This window comes from Muricoccus vinaceus, assembly GCF_042433125.1.
Lineage (GTDB): Bacteria > Pseudomonadota > Alphaproteobacteria > Acetobacterales > Acetobacteraceae > Roseomonas > Roseomonas vinacea.
Map to the genome: position 1 here is coordinate 894,701 of NZ_JBHLVZ010000002.1, position 25,619 is coordinate 920,319.

The window sequence follows — 25,619 nt, forward strand, 5'->3', positions numbered from 1 at the left end:
CGAGGGCACCGATGATCAATCACTCGTGGAGGGGTGTCTTATATGTCTGGCTCTCGGCCAGTCCTTGTTCTCGAAGACGATCCAGGGGTAGCGGCGACCATCAGCAACGCCCTCATTCGCGATGGCTGGAAGACCGAGACGGCGGCGACACTGGCCGAGGCACGCATCCACCTGCAGCGCGACAACCCGCGCATCGCGGTGGTGGACCTCGGCCTTCCCGACGGCAACGGCATCGCCTTCGTTCGCGAGGCGGCGGCGCGCGCCGACCTGGGCGTGATCGTCGTCAGCGGTCGCGCGGACGAGATGGACCGCGTGGTCGGGCTGGAGGTCGGCGCGGACGACTACCTCGCCAAGCCGTTCTCGCTCCGGGAAATGGTGGCGCGCGTCCGTGCGCTCAGCCGCCGCCTGGACGCGACCACCCCTGCCTCCACCACTCCCGCCGCCGTCGTGGCGGCCGAACCGGCAGGATGGAACCTGGGCGGTTTGCAGATGGAGCCTTCCCGCCTGCGGGTCGTGGCGGCGGACGGGACCGAAACACGCCTCACAGGGGGCGAGGCCGGCTTCCTCGGGGTGCTGCTGGATTCGCCCGACCATCTCGCGGAACGCGAAACGATCTCGGAGAAGGTGCTGGGACGCCGCCTTCTTCCGGAGCAGCGCGGCGTGGACCAGCTTGCCTCCAACCTCAGGCAGAAGCTGAGCGCCGCCTCGGGCGGGCATGTTACGGTGGTGGCGGTGCGCGGCAAGGGTTATCGGCTGGTGTGGTGACCCGGTCACTCCGGCCGATGATCACGTGAACACGCTTGCGAAATATCCCGTCGGCGCCAAGTCAACCTCGCGCAACACAGCTTTCCCTTGTAAGCCCGGGGAAGTGAACCACCCCTGCGTGCATCGCTCCGGTTTACCCGGATGCGCCGGCGGCCGGAAGCCGGGACATTGACGGGCGGCGGCAGGGGCGCGCTTCCGCCGCGTCGCGTCCGGGCACGGTGGTTCGCCGCATGGCGGGAAAGGGGTTCCGGCACGGAGCCCTCCCCGCCCCGGGCATAAGTGGAGAAGCCATCTTGTCGAAGCGACGCCACGGCTGCCGGGCCCGATGCTGACCCCACCGGCGCTGCAGATGACCGGGCGGCCTGCCGATCCCGCCGCAGCCGGCACGGCCCAGCCCGCGACAGGCGAACCCCCTTCCCTTTCCACCCTGTTCGAGGGCGCCGCCGTGGGGCTGGCGGGCACGGATGGCGCGGGGCGGATCCGGCATGCCAACGCCGCCTTCTGCATCCTGCTCGGAGCGTCCGCCGAAGCGGTGCTCGGCACCGATCTCGCCGCCTGGGCCGATGCCGGAGACCAGGCCCGCCTGCGCTCCCTTATGCAGGCCGCCCACGCCGCGGGCACGCCGGGCTTCGTCACCAGGGCGAGCCTGCGCGGCCGGCGCGGGCCGGTGCCGGCGCGCCTGAACCTTTCGGCCCTGCGCGATGCGGGCGGGGCCTGTTCCGGCTTCGCCGCGGTGGTGGACATCATGCCGGATGCCACGCCGGCGCCGCCTCCGGCGAAGGCCGGCGAGGTGCCCTTCGAAGCCGTGTTCGAGGCGGCGCCGGCCGCCTGCCTCGTGCTGGCACCCGGCGACTTCCGCATCCTGGGCGCCAGCGACCAATACCTGGCATCCACCGGCACGGAGCGCGCGGCGCTTCTGGGCCGGCCGCTGTTCGAGGCCATGTCCGGCGCGCTGCCGGGTTCCGTGGCCGAAGGCCTCCGCGCCTCGCTCGCCCGGGTGGCCGCGAGCGGCATCCGGGAATGGATGCCGCTGCAGCGCTGGCCCGCCCGCGCGCGCGGCCCGCGCGGTGCCGGTCCGCGCGAGAGGGTCTGGAGCTGGCTGAACACCCCCGTGCTGGACGAGGCCGGCGGCGTGCGCTGCATCATCCACCGCGCCGAGGACGTGACCGAGCGCGAGGCCGACCGCCAGCGCCTCACCCATGCGCTGAAGCTGCAGCGGGTGGCGGAGAAGGCGGCACGGGTGGGCGGCTTCGAGATGGGGCTCGAGGAGGGTCTGATCACATGGTCGGAGGAGGCCTGCGCCATCCTCGACCTGCCGGCGGGCCATGCCTCCACCCTGCGGGAGGCTCTGGGCTTCGTGGTGCCGGAATGGCGCACGGGGCTGCGGTGCCTGTTCAAGGCCTGCGTGCGCAACGGCACGGCCTTTTCCAGCGAGTTCGAGGCAACCGGTGCGCGGGGCTGGCGGAAGTGGCTGCGCATCGTGGCCGAGACCGAGCGCGACGAGGCCGGGCGCGTCACGGCGGTGGCGGGGGCGCTGCAGAACGTGTCGGAGCGGCGCGCGGTGGAGGAGGCGAACCAGCGCCTGGCCGAGCGGCTGGCGGCGCGCGTCGGCAGCATCACGGACGCCTTCTTCACGCTCGACGCCAACTTCCGCATCACCTACGCCAACCCCATGGCGCTCGAGGTGCTCGGGCTGGAGGATCTGCTGGGGCAGTCGCTGTGGGACTGCCCGGGCTTCGCGCCCGACGGCGCCATCGGCACCCGCCTGCGCGACGCCGCGCGGGACCAGCATACGATCCGCTTCGAGGAGTTCCTCCGGCCGTCGCGGCGATGGCTGGACGTCCACGCCTTTCCCGCCGTGGGCGGGCTGACCGTCACGCTCCACGACGTGACGGAGCGGCGGCGCGAGCAGGAGAAGCTGCGGCTGCTGGAAGCCTGCGTCGCGCGCATGAACGACATCGTGCTGATCACGGATGCGGGTGGGGGCGAGGAGCATGCGCTGCGCATCGTCTTCGTCAACGACGCCTTCGAGCGGCGCACCGGCTTCACGCGCGCCGAGGCCCAGGGCCAGAGCCCTTGGATCCTGCGGGGCCCGCGCACCCAGCGCGACGAGATGGAGCGCATCATGGCCGCGGTCGCAGCCGTGCAGCCCGTGCGTGCGGAGCTGATCAACCACACCAAATCGGGCGAGGAGTTCTGGGTCGAGCTGGACATGCAGCCGGTGGCGGATGCGGCCGGACAGGTCACCCACTGGGTCGCGGTGAACCGCGAGATCACCGACCGCCGCACCTACCAGACCCGGCTGGAGGAGCAGGCCGAGCTTCTGGACCAGGTGCAGGACGCCATCCTGGTCCGCACCACCGACGGCCTTCTCACCTACATGAACCAGGGGGCGGAGCGGCTCTACGGCTGGACCGCCGCGGACTGGCGCGGCCGGACGGTTGCGGAGCTGCTCTACGACGATCCCTCCTGCCTGTCCGTCCCGATCAAGACGGTGCTGGCCCGGGGCGCATGGGCTGGCCAGCTGATCCAGCGCAGGCAGGACGGCACGCGGATCGTGGTGGAGGCGCGCTGGACGCTGATGCGCCACGCCGACGGCTCGCCGCGCGCGATCCTGGCCGTGAACACCGACATCACCGAGCGGCTGGAGCTGGAAGCGCGGCTGCGCCAGTCCCAGCGGCTGGAGGCGGTGGGGCAGCTCACCGGCGGCGTCGCGCACGACTTCAACAACCTCCTCACGGTGATCCTCGGCAATGCGGAGATCCTGATGGAGAGCCTGGACGACAACGGCGAGCTGCGTGAGATGGCGGAGATGACCATGGCCGCGGCGGAACGCGGCGCCGCGCTCACCAGCCGCCTGCTCTCCTTCTCCCGCCGCCAGGCGCTGGACCCGAAGGTGGTGGACGTGAACGCCCTCCTCGACGGGCTCGCCACCATGCTCCGCCGCACGATCGGGGAGCAGGTGGACCTGCACATCCAGCCTGACGAAGACCTGTGGCCCGCGCTGATCGATCCGCCGCAGCTGGAAAACGCGGTGCTGAACCTCTGCATCAACGCGCGCGACGCCATGCCCGCGGGCGGGCGCCTGACCATCGCGACGCGCAACATGGAAATCGGGGCCGACCACCCGGAAGCGGAGGCGTCGGGAGACCTGGCCCCGGGCCGCTACGTGGTGGTCGAGGTGGTGGACACCGGAACCGGCATGGCGCCCGAGGTGCTGGCGCGCGCCTTTGAGCCTTTCTTCACCACCAAGGAGGTGGGGCAGGGATCGGGCCTGGGGCTCAGCATGGTGTATGGCTTCATGAAGCAGTCGGGCGGGCATGTGAGCATCAACTCCATGCCCGATCTGGGCACCGCCATCCGCATGTATGTCCCGGGCGCCGAGACCCGCGCCCGCGCCCCGGCGACGCCGGCGGTGATGGATGAGGCGGGGGGCTGGGAAAGGGTGCTGCTGGTGGAGGACGACGCGCTGGTGCGCGAGCACGTCGCGACCCAGCTGCGCGAGCTGGGCTACGACGTCGCGCTGGTGGACCAGGCCGCCGCGGCGCTGGCCGCGCTGCGCGACGCGCCGGGCTTCGACCTTCTCTTCACCGACGTGGTCATGCCCGGCGGCATGAACGGGCTGGATCTCGCGATCCGGGCGCGCCAGCTCCATCCGGGGCTGCGGGTGCTGCTGACATCCGGCCACACGGAGAACGCGCTCTCCCGGCACGGCGCCGTGGAGTCGGGGGTGCTGCTGCTGAAGAAGCCCTATCGCCGCCGCGACCTGGCCGAGGCAATCCGGCGGGCGCTGGACGCGACGGGCTAGGGTCCCCTCCCCCGTCCCACGCGCCGGCCGGGCGTGCTCAGGCCAGGCTCTCGGATTGGGCTCTCGGATCGGGCGCTCAGATCGGGCGGATGGCGAGCGCCAGGTCGGGGCCGCTGAGGCGCAGCGGCAGGGCCAGCCCCGCCGGCCCCTCGGCCACGGCGCGCAACCGCCCGCATTCCCGGCCCGCGCGCGTGTCCCAGAGCACGGCCTCGTAGGCGCCGGGGTCCAGCCCGGGCAAGGTGAGCGTGAGGGAGGCCCCGGTGCCCCGTGCCACCCGGTGCAGAAGGCGCTTGCCCCTGGCGGCCGGCGCGTCCTCCAGGCCCGGGCGCAGCAGCCAGGCGACGGCCTGGTGCGCGTCGCCGCAGCCGAAGACGTGGGCGGCATCGCCCCGCAGGCCGATGTCGTCCGAGATGTTGCGCCGGCGGAACCGCGGCCAGTCCACCAGCGGCAGGAAGCGCGAAAGTGCCGCCTGCGCAGTGCGCATCCCCGGGGTCAGCACATGCGGGCTGCGGTTCGGCCAGCGCATCCCCCCGCCCGCCCCGCCGGAGGCGAGGTGGGCCCATTGGATGTGGCGGAAGTACTCGTCGTCGAACTCCTCCGGCAGGGTGCTATGCCGGTCCTTGAAGCTGTGGATCGGGCCGTGCTCGGAGTCGAGGAAGGGACGGAGGTCGGTGATGTGGCCCAGGGCGTCCCGCGTCAGGCGGCCGACGGCCAGGGCGGGGGCCACGGTGTCGGCGGGGTGGTCGATCGTCCCGCTCTCGTAGAAATGGCTGCTGGCGAAATCCAGCCGCGGGTGGCGGAAGATCGGGTCGGCGATCGCGGGGCTCGACAGCAGCTCCGGGCCGAAGACCGAGACGCATTGCAGGTGCGCCCGCCCGTGCAGCTCCGTCTCCAGGTTCCGCAGAAAGGGGCCGACATCGTCGATGAACTCGGCGAATGCGCCGTGCCGGTTCTCGGCCTGCGCCGGGTGCATCTCGTTCCACAGGTCCCAGGCGAAGATCACGCCGCTGCCGCCCCATCGCCGCGTGGCGAAGGCGAGCCGTGCCTTCACGAATTCCCGCGTTTCCGGGCACACCAGAAGGCGCGTGCGGGACGAGCAGGGACCGCCATTGGCGGCGTTGTAGGGGTGGTGCCGCCAGCGCACCCAGGTGAAGAAGGTGTCGAAGGGGGTGAGGAGAACGCGCATCCCCACGCGCTCGCAGAGGCGGAACAGGTCGTCCCAGAGCTGGACCATGGCGGGCACGAAGCGCCCGGCCGGGCGCTCGAGGAAGCGGTGGTTGCCCTGGGCATATTCCAGCATCAGCCGGAGGCAGGTGACGCCGCTGTCCCGGAGGTGGCGCAGGTGCCGCTCCACGCCCGGCAGGTCGCGGCGGCGGAACAGGCCCTCAAGCTCGGGCCAGCTGATCGCGTCGTTCTGTCCGATGGGGGTCCAGGGCTCGCCCTGGGCGGTGACGAAATAGGGCGCGCCCGCCGCGCGCTCGATCCATGGCAGTTCGGTCAAATCGGGAGTTCCGCGTCGCAGCCTCCGGGAGGCCGGAAGCGGGAGGGGTGAACGCCGTGGACACGCCAGCGTGTGCCCGCGGGAGGGGGATGGCTGCTTTGTGAAGAGCGGCCGTGCCGGGACGGCCCCCCCGCGGGGGAGGATGGTTCGGCATGGGCCGGGCCGCTATACGTTGCGGCCAGCGAGCGGCCTGACCCCGAGGAACCTGCCTGATGCCTTTCCGAACGCGGGCGGCCTGCCCCGATGGCTCCCTTTTCGCCGGCCGGGGCCCCTGCCTCGCGGCCACCCTCGTTGGGCGGGGCTGAGACGTGGGGCGCGTTCTCGTCACCGGCGCCGCGGGCTTCATCGGCGCGCATCTCTGCCAGGCCCTGCTGGCGCGCGGGGATGAGGTGGTCGGCATCGACAACCTCAATCCGTATTACGATCCGGCGCTGAAGGAGGCGCGGCTCGCGGCACTCACGGGCCATGCCCGGCCCGGCGCCTTCCGCCTGCACCGGCTGGACCTGGCGGACACCGACGCCCTGCTGGCGCTGATGAAAGCCGAGACCGGGATCGACCGCGTGGCGCATCTGGGCGCCCAGGCCGGCGTGCGCTGGTCGCTGGAGGCGCCCTTCGCCTACACCGCCGCCAACGTCACGGGGCATCTCGGCATCCTGGAGGGGGTTCGCCGCAGCGAGGGACGGATCGCCCACGCGGTTTATGCCTCCACCAGCTCCGTCTACGGCTCGCGCACGGACGGCGCCTTCCGCGAGACGGACCGCGTGGACCGCCCGGCCTCGCTCTACGCCGCCACCAAGGCGGCGGGAGAGCTGATGAGCCGGGTCTACACGGATCTGTACAAGCTGCCGCTCACGGGGCTGCGCTTCTTCACGGTGTATGGCCCCTGGGGGCGGCCCGACATGGCCTACTGGCTGTTCACCGAGGCCATGCTGCAGGGCCGCCCCATCCAGCTCTTCAACGAGGGGCGGATGCGGCGCGACTTCACCTTCGTGGACGACATCGTGGCGGGGATCGTGGCCGCGCTGGACAACCCGCCCGCGGATGGCGGCCACCGGCTCTACAACATCGGCAACAGCAGGCCGGAGGAGCTGCTGGACATGGTCTCCATCCTGGAGGAGCTGCTGGGCGTGCAGGCGGTGCGCGTGCTCAAGCCCATGCAGCCCGGCGACGTGCCCGCCACCTTCGCCGACGTGTCCGCGATGAAGCGCGACTTCGGCTGGGAGCCGACGACCGACCTGCGCACCGGCCTCGGCCACTTCGTGCGGTGGTGGCGAGGGCATTTCGGTTGAGCCTGCCGCGCCGGCACGCATTTCCCTTCCGCCGCACGGCGTGACCATGTCGGATCAGCCGCCCCTTCCCCCGATCGTCATCTTCTCGTTCACGCGCGAGGACTACCTCCGCCGGCTCTGTGCCTCGCTCCGGGCGCAGCAGGGCGTGCGCCTGGAGGAGGGGCGGGTCCACTTGGTGCAGGACGGCGCCCGCTCCCCGCGCTCGGGCAACGTGTATGGAGACCCCGCGCGGATCGAGGCCAGCATCGCCGCCTTCCGGGAGGCCTTTCCGGGCGGGCATGTCCATGCCTCGGCGGACAATCTGGGAATCGCCATGAACATCCAGCGCGGCGAGGCCCTGGTGTTCGAGTCCCTGGACGCGGAGGTGGGTTACTTTTTCGAGGACGACCTGGAGCTGGGCCCCTGGTACCTCGCGACGCTGGAGGCGATGCGGGCGCAGCTCGGCGCGCATCCGGAGATCGGCTACTTCGCGGCCTATGGCGACCACCGCCGCGTCTCGGATCCCGACGCGCCGAAACTGGTGCCGCTGGAACACCACTGGGGCTTTGGGCTGACCCGCCGCTGCTGGCGGGCGATGCAGCCCTGGTTGCAGCCCTTTCTGCGGACCTACGGGCGCGTGGACTACCAGATGCGTCCGGACCTCGCGATCGCTGAGCTCTACCTCGACAAGCCCGTGGCCCACACCGCCTCCTCGCAGGACGTGGCGAAGACCATGGCCTGCGCCGACCTCGGCTTCGCGCGGGTCAACACCGATGTCTGCTTTGCCCGCTACATCGGGGAGCGCGGGGAATCCTTCAGCCCCGCCGGCTTCACGCGGCTGGGCTTCCCCGCCATGGCCTATGCCACGGAGCGGCCGAGGCAGGCTCCGGCCATCACCCCCGCCGCCGTGGAGGAGATCATCCGGGCCAAGCGGGCGAGTTGCACAGAGTTCCGCCAGACGGCTTTCCCGGCCAGGCTGGAGGAGCTGCGCGGGCGCATCCTGAACCCGGACCGCCTCGTGACGCGGGAGGAGCTGGACCAGCTCTGGCGCCTGCTGATGGACCGCGCGCCCGACGCGGCGGATTACTACGCGAACACGGTCGGGCGGCGGACGGTGCGCGAGGTCCGCACGGCCTTGCTGCGCAGCCGCGAGGCCCGGGGCAAGAGCTTCTACATGGTCTGAGGGCCGTGAAGGACCGGCCGCCATGGTCTCCTTCTTTCCGAAGGTGGTGGGAGAATTCGCTGCGGGGCTGAGCGGAATGACGGATGGGCACCGGGCGGCGAAGGTGGCGCCGCGAGCGCCGCCGGCCACCTTCAACCCCGGGCGGGTGCGGCGCTGGCGCTCGACTGGCTGGAACCCCGATAGGCTGCCCCCCCTCATCTCCGGCGCGGTGAGTTGCGAGTGCTGAATCGCGACTGCTGGATTGCGCCTGCCGAATTGCGAGTGGGCTATGGTTGACATAACATGCGCGGTGCCGCCGGGCGCAGGGTCTCCTGCCGCCCGGTCTCCGCGCGCCGGTGGTGCCGGACATTGGCCCGTGGCCACAATGCGGTGGCCGGCGGCGAAGGGAGTTCAGGATCCTGAGCGCTGACCGGCCTTTGATGGCCCTTTCGCGAATGGCCATGCGTTCTATCCAACAGCATGCTCGATTGCCCCGCAAAGCGACCCGCCCATGATGGACTTTCCTTTCCGGTCCGGCGCGCCCGTCCTTGTGACGGGGGGTACGGGCTTCCTCGGTTCGGCGGTGCTGCGCGCCTTGCTGGCGCGCGGCCTGCGGGTGCGGGCCCTGGCCCGGCCATCCAGCCCGCGTGCCAACCTGGAGGGGCTTGGCTGCGAGGTGGCGGAGGGGGACCTTGGCGACCCCGCCTCGCTCCGCGCCGCACTGCGCGGCATGCAGCACCTGTTCCACGTCGCGGCCGACTACCGGCTCTGGGCGCCCGATCCCGGCGCGATCCTGCGGGTGAACGTGGACGGCACCCGCGCCCTGATGCGCGAGGCGCTGGCGTCGGGGATCGAGCGGATCGTTTACACGAGCAGCGTCGCGGCGCTGAAGGTTGCCGGCGCCACCGCCCCGGTGAATGAGGACGCGCCGCTGGATCCCGGCGAGGCTATCGGCGCCTACAAGCGCAGCAAGACCATGGCCGAGCGGGTGGTCGAGGAGATGGTGGCCCGCGACGGCCTGCCGGCGGTGATCGTGAATCCCTCCACCCCCGTCGGCCCCCGCGACATCCGGCCCACGCCCACCGGGCGCATGATCCTGGACGCCGCGCGGGGGAAGATCCCCGCCTTCGTGGACACCGGGCTGAACATCGCCCATGTGGACGACATCGCCGAGGGCCACCTGCTGGCCTTCGAGCACGGCCGCGTGGGCGAGCGCTACATCCTGGGGGGCGAGAACCTGCCGCTTCGCGACCTGCTGGCCGAGATCGCGCGCCAGGCGGGCCGCCCGGCCCCGCGCATCCGCCTGCCGCGCGGGCCGCTCTATCCCCTGGCGCTGGGCGCGGAGGCCGTGGCGCGGCTGACGGGGCGCGAGCCCCTGCTGACGGTCGATGCGCTGCGCATGTCGCGCTACCGCATGTTCTTCACCTCGGCCAAGGCGGAGCGGGAGCTGGGCTACCGCGCGCGCCCTTATGCGGAGGCGGTGGCCGATGCACTGGCCTGGTTCCGGGAGGCGGGACGGCTGGCATGAGCGTCGCCCTGCTTCTCGGCCTGCTGTCGCTCGCGATCTGGCTCGTTCTGCTGCTCGGGCGCGGCGGCTTCTGGATGTGCCGGGAGCGCGACGACGCGGACACCCCCTCCCCGCCCGGTCACTGGCCTTCCGTGGTGGCCGTGGTGCCGGCGCGGAACGAGGCGGACGTGATCGCGCGCTCCGTGGGCAGCCTGCTGGCGCAGGACTATCCCGGCCCATTCCGCGTGGTGCTGGTGGATGACGGCAGCACGGACGGCACCGCCGAGGCCGCGCGCCAGGCCGCGGGGGCCGCCGCAAGGCTGGAGGTGCTGCCTGGCGCGGCCCTTCCGGCGGGCTGGACGGGCAAGCTCTGGGCCCTGGAGCAGGGCGTGCGGCATGCAACCGCCGGCGAGGCGCCTGCCTATGTGCTGCTGACCGATGCGGATATCGGCCACGCCCCCGACAACCTGCGCGCGCTGGTTGCCCGCGCGGAGGCCGGGCGCTGCGCCCTGGTGTCCCTCATGGCGAAGCTGTCCTGCGCCAACGCGGCGGAGCGCTTCCTGATCCCGGCCTTTGTGTTCTTCTTCGGCATGCTCTACCCCTTCGCCTGGGTGGCGCGGGCGGAACGCGCCACGGCGGCGGGGGCCGGTGGCTGCATGCTCGTGCGGCGCGAGGCGCTGGAGCGCGCGGGCGGGATCGCGGCCATCCGGCGCGAGATCATCGACGACTGCGCGCTCGCCCGCCGCCTGAAGGCCCAGGGACCGATCCGGCTGCTTCTCACCCGGCGGGCGGTGAGCCTGCGGCCCTATGGCGGCTTCGGCGAGATCGGGCGGATGGTGTCGCGCTCGGCCTATGCGCAACTCGGCTACTCGCCGCTGCTGCTGGCGGGAACGGTGTTCGGCATGGCGCTGGTTTATGTGGCGCCGCCGGTGCTTGCCTTGTTCGGCGAAGGCCTCGCGCGCCTGGCGGGGCTCGCGGCCTGGGCTCTGATGGCGCTGGCCTTCCAGCCGATGCGGCGCTTCTACGGCGCGTCCCGCTTCGCCGGCCTTCTCTGGGGACTGGCCTTGCCGGCGACGGCGGCGGCCTATCTTGTTTTCACGGTGCAATCCGCGATGCAGGTCTGGCGTGGGCGGGGCGGCATGTGGAAGGGCCGCGCCCAGGCGATGATGCCGGGATCGGGAGCACCGAACGCTTGAGCGCGATGCCTCGGGTGCATGTGGTGGGGGCAGGTCTGGCCGGGCTGTCGGCGGCAGTGACCCTCGTGGAAGCCGGCGCGCGCGTGGTGCTGACGGATTCCGCGCGCCAGGCGGGCGGGCGCTGCCGGTCCTACCACGACGCCCAGCTCGGCATGGTCGTCGACAACGGCAATCACCTGGTGCTCTCGGGCAACCCGGCCGTCGCGCGCTATCTCCGGGCCATCGGGGCGGAGAACCGGCTGGCCGGTCCCGATCGGGCGGAGTTCGACTTCCTGGACGTGCCGAGCGGCGCGCGCTGGGCCGTGCGCCCGAATGACGGCCCCCTGCCCTGGTGGATCATGGCCCCGCACCGCCGCGTGCCCGGCACCACCGCGCGCGACTACCTGGCCCTGGCCGCGCTGCTGCGCCGCCATCCCGGCCGGCGGATCGACGAGGTCATGGCCTGCCGCGGTCCGCTCTGGGACCGTCTGCTGCGGCCCCTGCTCGTGTCGGTCCTCAACACCGCGCCGGAGGAGGGCTCGGCCGACCTCGCGGGGGCGGTCCTGCGCGAAAGCCTGGCCAAGGGCGGGCTGGCGAGCCGGCCGCGGATCGCGACCCCCACGCTGGACGCCGCCTTCGTGGAGCCCGCGCTGGCCCGGCTGCGCGAGGCGGGCGCGGAGATCCGCCTCGGCCGCCGCCTGCGTGCCCTTGGCCTGGGCGAGGGCCGCGTCACCGGGCTGCATTTCGCCGATGGCGCCGTGCCCCTCGGCCCTGCCGACACCGTGGTTCTGGCCGTTCCCCCCTGGGCCGCGCAGGAGTTTCTGCCCGGCCTGACCGCACCCGACGAGTTCCGCCCCATCGTGAACGCCCACTTCGCCATCGCCCCGCCGCCCGGGGCCCCCACCATGATCGGCCTGATCGGCGGCACCGCCGAGTGGGTCTTCGCCTTTCCCGACCGCCTCTCCGTGACCGTCAGCGCGGCGGACCACCTGATGGAGGCCGAGGACCTTCCCGTGCGCCTCTGGGCGGATGTCGCGGCCGCCCACGGCCTGTCCGGCCCCGTGCCGCCGCACCGGATCGTCAAGGAGCGCCGCGCGACCTTTGCCGCGACCCCCGCCCAGGCCGCGCGCCGCCCGCCGGCCCGCACCGCCTGGGCCAACCTGTCGCTCGCGGGGGATTGGACCGACACTGGCCTTCCCGCCACAATCGAGGGTGCTCTGCGTTCCGGGCAGGCCGCGGCGGCCCTCGCCCTCTCCACAAACGGCCGCGTTCCTGGGATTGTAGCGGCATGAAGGATGTTGCGGGTGAGGTGCTCGCCAGGAGCGATGCGGGCTGGCTGGACGGGATAGAGGCCGCGCTCGGCCGTGCCGCCGAGGCGCTGCTGGGGCAGCAGCGCGCGGATGGCCACTGGGTGTTCGAGCTGGAGGCGGACGCCACCATCCCCGCGGAGTACATCCTGCTGCGCCAGCACCTGGGCGAGCCGGAGGAGCCCGAGCTCGAGCGCAAGATCGGCAACTATCTTCGCCGCATCCAGGGCGAGCATGGCGGCTGGCCGCTGTTCCACGGCGGCGCCTTCGACATCAGCGCGTCGGTGAAGGCCTATTTCTGCCTCAAGATGATCGGCGACGACCCGGACGCGCCGCACATGGCCCGGGCCCGGGCGGCCATCCTGGCCCATGGCGGGGCGGGGCGCGCCAACGTGTTCACGCGCATCCTGCTCTGCCTGTTCGGCGAGCTTTCGTGGAAGCGCGTGCCGACCATCCCGGTGGAGATGATCCTTCTGCCGCGCTGGTTCCCGGTGCACATCTCCCGCATGTCCTACTGGGCGCGCACCGTGCTGGTGCCGCTGCTGGTGCTGCAGGCGATGCGGGTGCGGGCGCGCAACCCGCGGGGGGTGCGGATCGGGGAGCTGTTCGTGCGGGCGCGCGTGCGGCGGGGGCGGGCGCGCACGCACCAGAAGCGCGGCTGGGCCATGCTGTTCACCGCCTTCGACCGCGTGCTGACCGAGGCCGAGCCGGTCTGGCCGCGCCCGCTGCGCCAGCGCGCCATCACCCGCTGCGTGCAGTTCGTGACGGAACGCCTGAACGGCGAGGACGGGCTGGGCGCGATCTACCCGGCCATGGCCAATGCCGTGATGATGTACGACGCGCTGGGCTACGCGCCGGACCATCCGCACCGCGCCACCGCCCGGGCGGCGATCGAGAAGCTTCTCGTGATCCGCGAGGACGAGGCTTATTGCCAGCCCTGCGTTTCCCCCGTCTGGGACACGGCGCTGGTGGCGCATGCCATGCTGGAGGTCGGCGGCGAGGAAGCCGAGGGCGCGACGGCGCGGGCGCTGGAGTGGCTGCGGCCGTTGCAGGAGCTTGAGGTGCGCGGCGACTGGGCCGAGCAGCGCCCGCATGTGCGGCCGGGCGGATGGGCCTTCCAGTACCGCAACGCCTATTACCCCGACCTCGACGACACCGCCGTGGTGGTCATGGCCATGGACCGCGCGCGCCACCAGCTCGCGCTCGGCGAGGTGCATGACGAGGCCATCGCGCGCGGCGCGGAGTGGACGGAAGGGCTCCAGAGCAACAACGGCGGCTGGGGCGCCTTTGACGCCGACAACGTCCACGGTTACCTCAACAACATCCCTTTCGCCGACCACGGCGCGCTGCTCGACCCGCCCACCGCCGATGTCAGCGCGCGCTGCATCGGCATGATGGCCCAGCTCGGCGAGACGCCCGACAGCCCGCGGCTGCGCTCCGCCATCGACTTCCTGGAGCGCGAGCAGGAAGAGGACGGAAGCTGGTTCGGCCGCTGGGGCGTCAACTACATCTATGGCACCTGGTCGGCGCTGATCGCGCTCAACGCCGTGGGCTTCGACGCGACGCGGCCGAGCATGCGCCGCGGCGCGGACTGGCTGATCGCCATCCAGAACCCCGATGGCGGCTGGGGCGAGGATTGCGAGAGCTACAGCCTGGACTACCGCGGCTACGAGCCCGCGCCCTCCACCGCCTCCCAGACGGCCTGGGCCCTGCTCGCGCTCATGGCCGCGGGCGAGGTGGACCATCCGGCGGTGGCGCGCGGCATCGCCTGGCTGCGCGACATGCAGGACGAAACCGGGCTGTGGCAGCAGGACGCCTACACGGGCGGCGGGTTCCCGCGCGTCTTCTACCTGCGCTACCACGGCTACCCGAAGTTCTTCCCGCTCTGGGCGCTGGCGCGCTACCGAAACCTTCGGCGCAGCAACGCGCGGCGCGTGCTGCATGGCATGTGAGGCGGGCGCCCCTCCCCTGCCCCGGTGATCCTCGTCGCCACGGGCCTGCTGCGGGAGGCCCGCATCCTGGCCGGGCCGGGGCTGGAGGTCATCGCCGGCGGCGGCGATCCGGCAAGGCTCGAGGCGGCGCTCGATGCGCGGGCACACGGTGCCGGCGGCATCATCAGCATGGGCATCGCCGGCGCCCTGGCGCCGGACCTGCGCCCCGGTGACTGGGTGGTGGCCGAGGCAGTGCTGGACGGGGCGGCGCGCCTGCCCGCCGACGCGGCCTGGGCCTCGCGGCTGCTTGCGCGCCTGCCGCGCGCGCGGGCGGGCGCGGTTCTGGGCCGGGACCTGATGGCGGCGGAAGCCCGGGAGAAATCAGCGCTCCACCGCGCAACCGGCGCCCTGGCGGTGGATATGGAATCCCATGTCGCCGCCCGGGTGGCACGGCGGCACGGGCTGCCCCTCGCCTGCGCGCGCGCGGTGTCGGACGGCGCGGCGCGGAGCCTGCCGCCGGCGGCGCGCGTGGGGATGCGGGCGGACGGAAGCATGGACCTGCCCGCCGTTCTCCGCGCGCTGCTGGCCGCCCCGCTCCAGCTTCCCGCCCTGGTCAGGACGGGGCTGGAGGCGGAGCGGGCCTTCAGGGCGCTATTCCGCGGGCACGGACTCCTCGGGCCGCGTCTTCTTGGGCCGGGGCCGGGCACGGATCTCGGCCAGCTTCCGCTCGACATGGCCTGAGAAGACGAAGTCGGCCGGGCGCTGGTTGGCCAGCGAGATGTCCTCGGCCATCGGCCCGTCGGTGCGGACGCCACGCATGGAGACGGCGAGCGCCTTCAGCGGGTTCTTCACCATGTCCTTCACGGCCGAGGCCTCGAAGCCGGAATGGACCATGCAGTCGGCGCACTTCTCGTAGTTGCCGACCCCGTACTTGTCCCACTCGGTGTCGTCCATCAGCTCCTTGAAGGTCTTCGCGTAGCCCTCGCCGAGCAGGTAGCAGGGCTTCTGCCAGCCGAACACCGTGCGCGTGGGGTTGCCCCAGGGCGTGCAGCTATAGGCCTCGTTGCCCGCCAGGAAGTTCAGGAACAGCACGGACTGGCTGAAGGCCCACTTCTTGCCGCCATTCCCGCGGGACAGGATGCCGCGGAACAGCTCCTTCGTCTTGGTGCGGTTCAGGAAGTGCTGCTGGTCCGGCGCGCGCTCGTAGGCGTAACCGGGCGAGATGGTCATCCCGTCCAGGCCGAGCGCCTTCATATCGTCCAGGAAGTCCGCGACCTGCGCGGGGTCGGCATCGTTGAACAGGGTGCAGTTGATGCTGACGTGGAAGCCCTTGGACTTCGCGAGCTTGATGGCCTCCACCGCCTTGTCGTAGACGCCGCCCTGGCACACGGACTTGTCGTGCATCGCCTGGTTGCCATCGAGGTGGATGGACCAGGTGAAGCCCGGATGCGGCTTGTAGTCGTCGATCTTCTTGGTCAGCAGCAGGGCATTGGTGCAGAGGATCACGTACTTCTTGCGGGCCAGGTAGCCGCGCACGATCTCCGGCATCTCCCGGTGCAGCAGCGGCTCGCCGCCGGCGATGGAGACCACGGGCGCGCCGCACTCGTCGATGGCCTGCATGCAGTCCTCGACCGAGAGGCGCTGGTTCAGGATCTCGCCGGGATAGTCGATCTTGCCGCAACCGGCGCAGGCCAGGTTGCAGCGGAACAGCGGCTCCAGCATCAGAACCAGCGGGTAGCGCTTCCGGCCGCTCAGGTGCTGCTTGACGAGATAGGTGCCGATCCGGGCGGCCTGGGCGAGGGGAATTCCCAAGACTGCGCTCCTTTTGCTGACGAATTGGGTCGCTGGCTGTTGGCTTACTGGGCTGCCTGAACGGCCGGGAACGGCGACGGTTCCCTCAGCTCGGCGGGCAGCCTGAACTCGACATCTTCGGTGATTCCGGCCATTTGGGCAATCTCGGCGGCCCCATGCCGGCGCAGGGCAGCGATGACGTCCAGGATCAGCTCCTCCGGCGCGGAGGCTCCGGCGGTCAGGCCCACGGTGCGAACACCGGCCAGCCAGGCGGGGTCCAGCTCCCCTCCATGGGAGATCAGGTGGCTCGGGCGGCCCATCTCCTCGCCGATCTCGCGCAGGCGGGTGGAGTTGGAGCTGTTGCGGCTGCCCACCACCAGAAGAAGGTCCACCTCCGCGCAGAGTTCCCGCACCGCGGCCTGGCGATGCTGGGTCGCGTAGCAGATGCCGGACACATCCGGCCCCTCCACGTCGGAGAAGCGGGCCTGGAGCGCCGCGATGATCCCGCGCGTGTCGTCCACCGAGAGGGTTGTCTGGGTGAGATAGGCGAGCGGCGCGTCCCGGGGCAGGTCCAGCCGGGCGACATCCTCGGCACTGGCCACGAGGTGGATGGGCGCGTCCACCTGCCCAACCGTGCCCTCCACCTCCGCATGGCCGGCATGGCCGATCAGCACGAGGACGCGCCCGCGCGCGGCGTAGCGGCGGCCCTGCTGATGGACCTTGGCGACCAGGGGGCAGGTGGCGTCCAGCACCGGCAGGCTGCGGGCGGCTGCCTCATCCTCCACGGCGCGCGACACTCCGTGGGCGCTGAAGATGGTGACCGCGCCGTCCGGAACCTCGGAAAGCTCGTCGACGAAGATGGCGCCCTGCTTCTTCAGGGTTTCCACCACGTGCCGGTTGTGGACGATCTCGTGCCGGACATAAACCGGGGCGCCGAACTTCCGGATCGATCGCTCGACGATCTCGATCGCCCGGATAACGCCGGCGCAGAAGCCGCGGGGCTGGGCCAGAAGAACGCGCATTCCAGGGCCACCCTCCGTCACGGCGCATCGTTGAATCGGCGCCATGCAAAGGCTAGACCGCCCTGTGGCAAGTCTCCTACAGGGTAGGCATCCCACGAAACGGGGAGCGGGCCCATTCCCCTTCGGGTTGCGCTTTCCGGTCACAGTGCCATTAATCGTGGGCTATCCGTCGCCGGGCCGCCGATCCAGCAGAAACCGGGCCCGCCGTCCGCAAGATCGGGGATCCCGCATGTCATCCAGCCTGTCCTCCGGCCGGTCCTCTGAGCTGCCCTCCGACTTGTCCGCCGGCGCCTCCACCGGCTCGTCCACGGGCCGGCCGGAGCCCCTTCCCTTTGACCGCATCCCGCTCGACACCGAGAGCGTGGCCGTGGCGGACCATGAGGCGCGGCACTGGACCTTCGACAAGCCCGGCCCCATCCGCATCGGCAGCCGCGACCACATGGAAATGTTCGCGCGGATGATGCTGGAGACGCACAATCCCTACAAGCCGCGCGTGCTGGACTGGCCGAAGCTGGACGCGGAGGCGCATGCGCGCCTGACGGGCCTTCCGATCTGGGACATCGCCGTGCAGACCGAGGGGCGCGCCGCGCTCCGCGTGCTCGACTACGCCGCCACCATCGCCGATCCCCTCCTGAACGAGGCGATGGTGATGGATGGCAACGAAGAGGCGCGGCACAAGAAGGTGCTGTCCAACCTCGTGGAGGCCTATGGCGTCGTGCTGGAGCCCGAGCCCGAGTACAAGGGCTTCCGCGACGTCGAGTGGGGCTGGATGCGCACCGGCTACAGCGAGTGCATCGACAGCTTCTTCGCCTTCGGCCTCTTCGAGGCCGCGCGCCGTTCCGGCTATTTCCCGCCCGATCTGGTCGATACCTTCGAGCCGGTGATCCAGGAGGAAGCGCGGCACATCCTGTTCTTCGCCAACTGGGCAGCCTGGGCGCGGGCGCAGCAGCCCTGGTGGCGCAAGCCGTATTTCCTGGCCAAGACAGCGGCCGTCTGGGCCGTGCTGATCTGGGACCGGCTGGTGCTGGCCCGCGACATGGGGAGCGCGTCCAAGGACACGAACTTCACCGCCACCTCCGGCTCCATCGGCGTGACGCTGAGCGCGGCGGAGATGATCGACATCTGCCTGGCCGAGGATGCGCGCCGCATGGGCGGCTACGACCGCCGCCTGCTGCGCCCGACCACCGTGCCCTTCTTCATTCGCCTGGCCCGCCGCTTCATGGGCCCGAAGACCGCGGCGGCCTGAGGTGAGCAGCAACACCATCGTCCACCGGGCCGTCCGCCCGGTCGTGCGCGCGATCGCACCCAGCGGCGTCACGCCGAACCAGATCACCACGCTGCGCCTGGCGACGGGCATCGCCGCCGCCGTCGCCTTCGCGGGCAGCGGGAACTGGCCGGCGATCGGGGGCGCGATCTTCCTTCTCTCCTTCTTCCTGGACCGGATGGACGGGGACCTTGCGCGCCTGACCGGGCAGTCCAGCCCGGGCGGCCACCGCTACGACCTGGTCAGCGACTGCACCTCCAACATCATCGCCTTCATCGGCCTGGGCCTGGGCGCGGGCGGGCAGCCGGGCCTGCTGGGACCGGCGCTGGGCGTGGTCGCGGGCCTCGGGATCGGGGCGCTGTTCGCGCAGTTGCACATCCTGCGGATCGGCAACCTTCGCGGCTACGAGCTGGCGCCGGGCATCGTCATCGACCCCGACGACCTGATCGCCCTGGTGCCGGTGCTGGTCTGGCTCGGGGCGACGGCGCCGATGCTGGTCGCGGCCGCCGTCATCACTCCCCTCGCAGCCCTCTGGCTGGGCCTCACCGGGGCGCGACAGGCGCAGGCGCGCTAGCGGCTCAGGCCGCTTCCAGCACCGCGAGGGTTTCCGAGACCGCCTGGAGCAGCCGCTCGAAGTCGCGGCGGTGCAGCGCCCCGATGCAGCCGATGCGAAAGGTTTCCGCCTGCGTCAGCTTGCCCGGATAGATCAGGAAGCCGCGCGCTGCGAGCGCGTCGTAGAAGGGGCGGAAGGCGAGGCCGCGATCGTCCGGCAGATGGAAGGTCGCGATGATCGGCGCCTGCACGGCCTGGTCGAGAAACAGCGTGAAGCCCATCCGCCGCATGCCCACCAGAAGCGTGTCGAAATTGTCCTGGTAGCGGGCGTGGCGGGCCGTGGGGCCGCCTTCCGCTTCCAGCGCGCGCATCGCCTCCACCAGCGCGGCCACCACCTGCACGGGGGGCGTGAAGCGCCATTGGCCATCGCCCTCGAAGCCGCGCCACTGAGCGTGCAGGTCGAAGGAGAGCGAGGAACTGTTGCCCGCCGCGGCCTCCAGCACATCCGGCCGCACCAGCGCGAAGCCGAGGCCCGGCACGCCCTCGAGGCACTTGTTGGAGGAAGCCAGCACGGCGGCGACGGGCACGGCGGCAAGATCAATCGGCAGCGCGCCGAAGCTGCTCATGGCGTCCAGCAGCAGGGCGCGCCCGGCACCTGCCACCTCCGCGGCAACGTCCGCCAGCGGGTTCAGGATGCCCGTGGTTGTCTCGCAGTGCACGAGGGCGACGTGGGTGATGCCGGGATCGGTTCGCAGCGCCTCGGCCACGCGCGCGGGCTCCACCGGCCGGTCCTCCGGCCAACGCAGCGCTTCCACGTTGCGCCCCATGCGGCGGGCGATGTTGACCATCCGCTCGCCATAGGCGCCGTTGACGAGAACCAGCATCTTGCCGGCGGGCGGCACCAGGGTCGCGATTGCGGCTTCCACGATGAAGGTGCCCGAGCCCTGGAGCGGCACGGCGGCGTGCGTGCCCTGCCCGTTCGCCACGCGAAGCAGGCGGGCCCGCAGCTCGGCGGTGAGCGCGATGAAGGCCGGGTCGCGCGAGCCCCAGTCGCGCAGCATGGCGCGGCGGGTCTCGATGGCCGTGGTCAAAGGACCCGGCGTCAGGAGAATGGGGCTGTCGCTCATGTCGGTATCCTCGCGCCCGCTTGGGCATCGGTGCCGCGCGCGGCGCCCCAGCGCCAGGCGATCACGCCAGGCACGCCCAGGATCACGTCCCGCAGGCGCCGCACGAGGACGAGGGCGATGGCCTGTTCCGCGGGAATGCCGAACAGCGCGCAGATCAGCACGTAGCCGCCTTCCTGCAGGCCGAGGGCGCCCGGAATGAAGAAGCCGGCGCTGCGCACCGCCTGGCCCAGGCTCTCGATCACCAGCGCCTCGGCCAGCCCGGCCTCGGCGCCGACCGCGTGCAGCGCCGCCCAGGTTTCCAGCACGCCGAGCAGCCAGGACACGAAGTGCCAGCCGCCGCTCCGCCAGAGCCGCCCGGGCTGGCTGTAGAGCTGCACCACCGCGTCGTTCAGCCCCGTCAGCTCGCCGAGCGAGGTCCAGCCGACGCGCGCGGCGAGGCCGGGCAGGAGGCGCTCGATCATGCGGAACAGGCCCCAGCGATGGGCTGCCATGAAGGCGCCCGTGAGCCCCGCGCCGAGCGCGGTGCCCACCACGGCCCACTGGGTGGTCGATGCGCTTCCGCCATGCGGCACCATCATCAGCACCGCGAGGCCGAGCAGCGAGAAGGCGATCTGGGAGGCCATCTCCGTGCCCAGGTCCGTCGCGACGCTGGCGATCACGCGCACCTTCGCGACGCCGGCGCGGAACAGCAGCTGCGCGCGCACCAGCTCCCCGACCGCCTGCACCACGGGAAGGATGGCGTTGGTCGCCACCCGGATCCAGCGCATGCGGGTGAGGGAAAGCAGGCCGGGGCGGCGCGGGTCGTCGATCAGCGGCGCCCAGCCGGCGGCGGAGGCGAAGATCTGCGTGATGTTCAGCGCCACAACCGCGGCCATCCACCAGCCGGTGTCCAGCAGCAGCCGGAGGATCTCGGCGGGATCGTTCGTCGCGATCAACACGCCCGCGAGCCCGAGGCCGGCCAGCAGCCCGATGGCGCTGGACCAGATCACACCGGCGACGCCAGGAAGGCCTGGAAGCGCCGCGCGACCTCGGCGGGGCCCACCGTCGGGCGGCCGAGCTTCGCCATGGAACCGGGCGCGATGCGCAGGTGGATCATGCTGGGGCCGGTGCCGGCCAGCGCCGCTCGGAAGGCCGCCTCGAAGCCCGGCAGGCTCTCGCAGGAAAAGGCCTGGCGGTAGCCGCAGGCCAGCGCGACGGCGGCGAAATCGACGGAAGGGGAGACCGTCGCCTGTCCGCCCGTGGAGTCATGCACGCCGTTGTCGAGCAGCACGTGCACGAGGTTGGTGGGGGCATAAGCGCCGATGGTCGCGAAGGTACCGAGCTTCATCAGCGCCGCGCCGTCGCCGTCCAGCACCACCACGGGGCGCGGGTTGTTTAGCGCGACGCCGAGCGCCATGCCGCTGGCCGCCCCCATGGAGCCGACCTGGTAAAGGTGCTGCGCACGGTCCGCGAGGGTGAAGAGCTCCCGCCCGCACTTGCCGGTGGTTGCGATCACCGCGGCGCTTTCCGGCACGATGGACAGGAAGCGTTCCAGCACGGCCGCGCGGGCGGGGCGCGGGCCCTCTCCGGGGAAGTCCTCACGCCGGCCGGGCGGCGGCAGGGCGCGCGGGGCCTGGTTCAACGGGGTGTCGGCCACATCGTCCTTGCGGACCACGAAGGCGAAGGGCAGGCCGGTGGCCTCCATCCGCTCGATGGCCTGCGCCAGCGCCGGGGCGAGCGCCTGCGTGCCCGCCGGAAAGGGTGCCTGTTCCAGCCCCATCAGCGCGATCAGGTCATGGGTGATGCGGCCCATCACCTCGTGCTGCGGCTCGTCGGGGATGCCGGGTTCGCCGCGCCAGGTGGTCAGGAACAGGGTGGGGATGCGGAAGGGCGCGTTCAGCGAGGTCAACGGGTTCACCGCGTTTCCCAGGCCGGAGTTCTGGCACATCACCACCGTGCGCCGGCCCGCGAGCCATGCTCCGGAGGCGATGGCCACCGCCTCCCCTTCGCTCGCTGCGCCGACATAGTCGAGCGACGGCGAGGAGAGCACGCCGTTGATCAGCGGCGTGAGGAAGCTGCACGGCACGCCCGTGTAGAAGTCGAAGCCAGCGCGGCCGGCCTCGGCGATGAAGTCCTGGGCTGCGATCATGGTTCCGCGATCTTCAGGTGAAGTTTCGCGCTTCGGCGAGGTCGGTCAGCGTGTCGACGTCCAGCCAGTGCCCGGTGAAGTACTTCACGCGCACGGGGTGCTTCTGCGCGATGCGCGTCAGCAGCGTCGGCATGTCGGCGGCCTCCAGCAGGCCTTCGGCCTCCATGGCCGCGATTTCCTCGCGCAGCCATCCGGCGCCGCGCGCGCTGAAGCGGGCGAGGCCCATCCACTCGCCGCAGGCTTCCCCCTGCGGGATGTCGTGCGCGATGCGCTGCAAGGTCGCCGGGCTGTCGTCCAGATAGTCTCCGGAGAAGCGACGGTCGGCCACGACGAGGTCGCGCTGGTTGGGGCGTGCCTGGGTGGCGCCCAGCGTGTCCACGGCGACGGCCACGTCGGCGCGGCTGGTCAGCAGGCTGTCGAGGATGTAGCGGCGGAACAGCACGTCGCCATAGGCCACCACGGTTTCGCCCTGGATGGCGTCTCGCGCGGCGGCCAGCGACCAGGCCTCGCCGGTGGAGGCGTGGCGGTCGTTGTCGACCATGCGCACGCCCTGCAGGACCACCGCTTCCTTGTGCGCGCCCCGCACCACCGCGACGTCGCGCACGCCGCTCTCGCGCAGGGTGCCGACAAGGCGGGCAAGAAGCGACTGGCCGCGGATGTCGGCCATGCATTTCGGCTGGCCCGGCGCCATGCCGGACAGCTCGCCGCCCGAGGCCGCGAGCACCACGGCGGAAACCGCCGGCCGCGCAGGAAGGTAGCGGCGCTCCGCCTCCTCCAGCTCCGCGTTGCCGACGATGCGGAAGATGTCCTTCACCGTGGCCACGCTGCCCTCCACACGGACAAGCGACTGGTCCTCGTGGATGCGCGCCGCCGTTTCGCGCATGGCGGCGATGGAGGAGCGCAGCAGGTGGTTCGCCCAGATGATGGTGGAGATGCCGGCCTGGCGGAACAGGTCAGTCGGCGTCGCGTAATACATCGTGGGCACGATCACGACCGGCGCGCGGTTGGCCCAGCGCTCGGTGAACTCGAAGATCTCGGCGGCGTCGGATTTCTTGGAGTGGATGAGGATCGCATCGGCGCCCGCGCGATGATAGGCCTCGGCGCGGCGCAGCGCCTCCTCCATGCCCTGGCCGGAGATCAGCGCCTCGACGCGGGCCACCAGCACGAAGTCGTCGTCCGTCTGGCTGTCCTTGCCGGCCTTGATGCGGCCGCAGAACTCGTCGACATCGGCCAGCGGCTGGGCTTCCCCGATGAAGGAGTTGGTCTTCGGGAACAGCTTGTCCTCGATGCAGACGCCGGCGATGCCGCGCTCGCACAGCTTGCGCACGAAGCGGCGGACGTTGTTGAAGTTGCCGTGGCCGGTGTCGCCATCCACCAGGATCGGCAGCGTGGTCGCGTCCGCCATGTATTCCAGCACGTCCAGCACCTGCGTCCAGGACGCCTCGTTGCTGTCGCGCAGGCCGAGCGCCGCCGAGGTGGTCAGGCCCGAGGCCCAGACGCCACGGAACCCCGCCTCCTGCACCAGCTTGGCGGAGATGCCGTCATGCGCCTCCATCAGGAAGGAGAGCGAGGAGGAGGTGATCTCCCGCCGCAGGGCTGCGAAGCGCGTGGTGGGGGCCGCTGCCGCGCGAGGGCGCGTGGGGGATGGCGTGGCGTCGCTCAAGGGGCTCTTCTCCGCTCAGGGTGGGCCCGTCCGCTTGGTCCCGCCCGGCACGCAGGGTGCGCCGAACTTGCCAGGTCCACGGCTGTCATCCTACCTTCACAGGACCTAGAGGCCAATATTGGGAAGCCCGGATTGATCAGCTCCACTCGTCCGGCCTCGGCGATCATCCTGGCCGCGGGGATCGGTCGGCGGCTCGGCGAAGGGCAGGACGGCCCCAAGATACTGCTCCGCTTCGGTGATGAAACCTTGCTTTCCCGTCATCTTGACGCCCTGTCACGGAACGGTGTGGAGGATGTGAGCATCACCGTCGGCCATTGCCGCGAGATGATCGAGGCCGAGGTCGCCCGCCTGGGCTGGTCGGGGCGGGTGCGCTTCGTGCACAACCCACACTACCGGGATGGCAGCCTTGTTTCCCTCGCGGTGCAAGGCGACCTTCTGCGGGCTGGCCGCCCCCTGCTGCTGATGGACGGCGACGTGCTGTACGATCATCGCATGCTCGCGACCCTGATCAAGGCGCCCGGGGAGAACGTGCTGCTGCTGGATCGGGAGATCGAGCCGGGCGACGAGCCCGTGAAGATCTGTTTCCGTGACGGCACGATCGTGGACTTCCGCAAGCGGCCGGAGCACGCGCATGACAGCCATGGGGAGTCCGTGGGCTTCTTTCGCTTCTCGGCGCCGATGGCCGCGGCGCTGGCCGAGCGCTGCGCATCCTATGTTGCGGCGGGCCGCACGGAACTCGAATACGAGGAAGCGATTCGCGACCTGATTCTGGCCGAGCCCGCGCGCTTCGCCGTTGCCGACGTGACCGCCCTGCCCTGGGTCGAGATCGACTTCCCCGAGGATGTCCGCCGCGCTCGGGACGACATCCTTCCCCAGTTGACGCCGGCCTGACCCGGTCTCACCACCCCGCGAAGGCCGCATGCCCCCACGCACGAACGGCCCGAGGAAGCTTCTGATGACTGTTCCCCCTGTTGTGTCGCCTGGCGTGTCGCGCGCGCGGACGCCGTTGCTGGACCGGGTTCGTGTTCCGGCGGACCTGCGGAACTTCTCGGCCGAGCAGTTGCGGCAGCTGGCGGACGAGTTGCGCGCCGAGACGGTGGACGCGGTGTCCACCACGGGCGGGCACCTGGGCGCGAGCCTGGGGGTGGTGGAGCTGACGGTGGCCTTGCACGCCATCTTCGACACGCCCGGCGACCGGCTGATCTGGGATGTCGGGCACCAGGCCTATCCGCACAAGATCCTGACCGGGCGGCGCGACCGCATCCGGACGCTGCGCCAGGGCGGCGGGCTGTCCGGCTTCACGCGCCGCGCCGAGAGCGAGTACGACCCCTTCGGCGCCGCGCATTCCTCCACCTCCATCTCGGCCGGGCTGGGCATGGCGGTGGCGCGCGACCTTCTGGCGCCCCAGGGGCTGGGCCAGGGCGCGGGGCAGGCGGTGATCGCGGTGATCGGCGACGGCGCCATGTCGGCCGGCATGGCCTACGAGGCGATGAACAACGCGGGCGTGCTCAAGTCGCGGCTCATCGTGGTGCTCAACGACAACGACATGTCCATCGCCCGCCCCGTGGGCGCCATGTCGGCCTACCTGTCGCGGCTGATCTCGTCGCGCCCGTTCCTCTCCATCCGCGAGGTCATGGCCCGCCTGGCG

Annotated in this window: 21 protein-coding genes; 14 read left to right on the forward strand and 7 right to left on the reverse strand. The window is 71.4% G+C overall.

Annotated elements, in window-relative coordinates:
- Positions 1–42: 42 nt before the first annotated feature.
- On the forward strand, positions 43–765 hold the full coding sequence (locus tag ACFFIC_RS06045; protein WP_377049233.1) for a response regulator transcription factor: 723 nt from the start codon (positions 43–45) through the stop codon (positions 763–765).
- 325 nt (positions 766–1,090) lie between these two features.
- Positions 1,091–4,573, forward strand: a complete 3,483-nt coding sequence (locus ACFFIC_RS06050) for a PAS domain S-box protein (RefSeq protein WP_377049234.1) — start codon at positions 1,091–1,093, stop codon at positions 4,571–4,573.
- 76 nt (positions 4,574–4,649) lie between these two features.
- On the opposite strand, the gene ACFFIC_RS06055 is transcribed toward ACFFIC_RS06050, so the two are convergent.
- Positions 4,650–6,074 carry a glycoside hydrolase 5 family protein gene (locus ACFFIC_RS06055; RefSeq protein ID WP_377049235.1) on the reverse strand — a complete coding sequence of 475 codons (1,425 nt, stop codon included), beginning with the start codon at positions 6,072–6,074 and terminating at the stop codon, positions 4,650–4,652.
- Between the two features lie 308 nt (positions 6,075–6,382).
- Here ACFFIC_RS06055 and ACFFIC_RS06060 point away from each other — a divergent pair, with 308 nt between their 5' ends.
- From ACFFIC_RS06060 to ACFFIC_RS06095, 8 genes are all read left to right on the forward strand, one after another.
- Entirely contained in the window at positions 6,383–7,363 is a 981-nt protein-coding gene (locus tag ACFFIC_RS06060) for an NAD-dependent epimerase/dehydratase family protein (RefSeq protein ID WP_377049236.1), read from the forward strand.
- A gap of 46 nt (positions 7,364–7,409) precedes the next feature.
- Positions 7,410–8,525: a glycosyltransferase family protein gene (locus ACFFIC_RS06065; RefSeq protein WP_377049237.1), complete on the forward strand. Its 1,116-nt coding sequence runs from the start codon at positions 7,410–7,412 to the stop codon at positions 8,523–8,525.
- 22 nt (positions 8,526–8,547) lie between these two features.
- Positions 8,548–8,751 carry a hypothetical protein gene (locus tag ACFFIC_RS06070; RefSeq protein ID WP_377049238.1) on the forward strand — a complete coding sequence of 68 codons (204 nt, stop codon included), beginning with the start codon at positions 8,548–8,550 and terminating at the stop codon, positions 8,749–8,751.
- A 264-nt stretch (positions 8,752–9,015) separates the two neighbouring features.
- Positions 9,016–10,032: a hopanoid-associated sugar epimerase gene (gene hpnA / locus ACFFIC_RS06075; protein ID WP_377049239.1), complete on the forward strand. Its 1,017-nt coding sequence runs from the start codon at positions 9,016–9,018 to the stop codon at positions 10,030–10,032.
- On the forward strand, positions 10,029–11,207 hold the full coding sequence (locus ACFFIC_RS06080) for a glycosyltransferase (protein WP_377049240.1): 1,179 nt from the start codon (positions 10,029–10,031) through the stop codon (positions 11,205–11,207). Before hpnA ends, ACFFIC_RS06080 begins: the two co-directional genes overlap by 4 nt.
- A 5-nt stretch (positions 11,208–11,212) precedes the next feature.
- Positions 11,213–12,478: a hydroxysqualene dehydroxylase HpnE gene (gene hpnE / locus ACFFIC_RS06085; protein WP_377049289.1), complete on the forward strand. Its 1,266-nt coding sequence runs from the start codon at positions 11,213–11,215 to the stop codon at positions 12,476–12,478.
- The gene (gene shc / locus ACFFIC_RS06090; RefSeq protein ID WP_377049241.1) at positions 12,475–14,445 is read left to right on the forward strand and encodes a squalene--hopene cyclase; all 1,971 of its coding nucleotides are present in this window, start codon (positions 12,475–12,477) and stop codon (positions 14,443–14,445) included. The genes hpnE and shc overlap by 4 nt, the downstream gene beginning before the upstream one ends.
- A gap of 24 nt (positions 14,446–14,469) precedes the next feature.
- Positions 14,470–15,165 carry a phosphorylase family protein gene (locus ACFFIC_RS06095; RefSeq protein ID WP_377049242.1) on the forward strand — a complete coding sequence of 232 codons (696 nt, stop codon included), beginning with the start codon at positions 14,470–14,472 and terminating at the stop codon, positions 15,163–15,165.
- Here ACFFIC_RS06095 and hpnH read toward each other — a convergent pair.
- Both hpnH and ispH read right to left on the reverse strand, forming a co-directional pair.
- Positions 15,076–16,236 (reverse strand): adenosyl-hopene transferase HpnH, encoded by a 1,161-nt coding sequence (gene hpnH / locus ACFFIC_RS06100; RefSeq protein WP_377049243.1) that lies wholly within the window; start codon positions 16,234–16,236, stop codon positions 15,076–15,078. The two genes, ACFFIC_RS06095 and hpnH, sit on opposite strands and share 90 nt — an antisense overlap.
- A gap of 44 nt (positions 16,237–16,280) precedes the next feature.
- Positions 16,281–17,237, reverse strand: coding sequence for a 4-hydroxy-3-methylbut-2-enyl diphosphate reductase (ispH, locus tag ACFFIC_RS06105; RefSeq protein ID WP_377049244.1), 957 nt, complete (start codon positions 17,235–17,237; stop codon positions 16,281–16,283).
- Between the two features lie 229 nt (positions 17,238–17,466).
- On the opposite strand from ispH, the gene ACFFIC_RS06110 reads away from it, so the two are divergent.
- Both ACFFIC_RS06110 and ACFFIC_RS06115 read left to right on the forward strand, forming a co-directional pair.
- Positions 17,467–18,483 (forward strand): ferritin-like domain-containing protein, encoded by a 1,017-nt coding sequence (locus tag ACFFIC_RS06110; RefSeq protein WP_377049245.1) that lies wholly within the window; start codon positions 17,467–17,469, stop codon positions 18,481–18,483.
- A gap of 1 nt (position 18,484) precedes the next feature.
- A complete protein-coding gene (locus ACFFIC_RS06115; RefSeq protein ID WP_377049246.1) occupies positions 18,485–19,075 on the forward strand; it encodes a CDP-alcohol phosphatidyltransferase family protein in 591 nt (196 codons plus the stop codon).
- 4 nt (positions 19,076–19,079) lie between these two features.
- Here the strand turns inward: ACFFIC_RS06115 and ACFFIC_RS06120 are convergent, their stop codons facing one another.
- Genes ACFFIC_RS06120 through aepX form a run of 4 tightly spaced genes read right to left on the reverse strand, consistent with a single transcriptional unit; the run spans position 19,080 to position 23,971 of the window.
- On the reverse strand, positions 19,080–20,180 hold the full coding sequence (locus ACFFIC_RS06120; protein ID WP_377049247.1) for a 2-aminoethylphosphonate--pyruvate transaminase: 1,101 nt from the start codon (positions 20,178–20,180) through the stop codon (positions 19,080–19,082).
- Positions 20,177–21,169 (reverse strand): lysylphosphatidylglycerol synthase domain-containing protein, encoded by a 993-nt coding sequence (locus tag ACFFIC_RS06125; RefSeq protein WP_377049248.1) that lies wholly within the window; start codon positions 21,167–21,169, stop codon positions 20,177–20,179. The genes ACFFIC_RS06120 and ACFFIC_RS06125 overlap by 4 nt, the downstream gene beginning before the upstream one ends.
- The gene (gene aepY, locus ACFFIC_RS06130) at positions 21,166–22,308 is read right to left on the reverse strand and encodes a phosphonopyruvate decarboxylase (protein WP_377049249.1); all 1,143 of its coding nucleotides are present in this window, start codon (positions 22,306–22,308) and stop codon (positions 21,166–21,168) included. Before aepY ends, ACFFIC_RS06125 begins: the two co-directional genes overlap by 4 nt.
- 13 nt (positions 22,309–22,321) lie before the next feature.
- Positions 22,322–23,971, reverse strand: coding sequence for a phosphoenolpyruvate mutase (aepX, locus tag ACFFIC_RS06135; RefSeq protein WP_377049250.1), 1,650 nt, complete (start codon positions 23,969–23,971; stop codon positions 22,322–22,324).
- A 132-nt stretch (positions 23,972–24,103) separates the two neighbouring features.
- On the opposite strand from aepX, the gene ACFFIC_RS06140 reads away from it, so the two are divergent.
- Both ACFFIC_RS06140 and ACFFIC_RS06145 read left to right on the forward strand, forming a co-directional pair.
- Positions 24,104–24,862 carry a phosphocholine cytidylyltransferase family protein gene (locus tag ACFFIC_RS06140; RefSeq protein WP_377049251.1) on the forward strand — a complete coding sequence of 253 codons (759 nt, stop codon included), beginning with the start codon at positions 24,104–24,106 and terminating at the stop codon, positions 24,860–24,862.
- A 64-nt stretch (positions 24,863–24,926) separates the two neighbouring features.
- Positions 24,927–25,619 (forward strand): 1-deoxy-D-xylulose-5-phosphate synthase N-terminal domain-containing protein (locus ACFFIC_RS06145; RefSeq protein WP_377047937.1); only part of this gene is annotated, 693 nt, incomplete at its 3' end.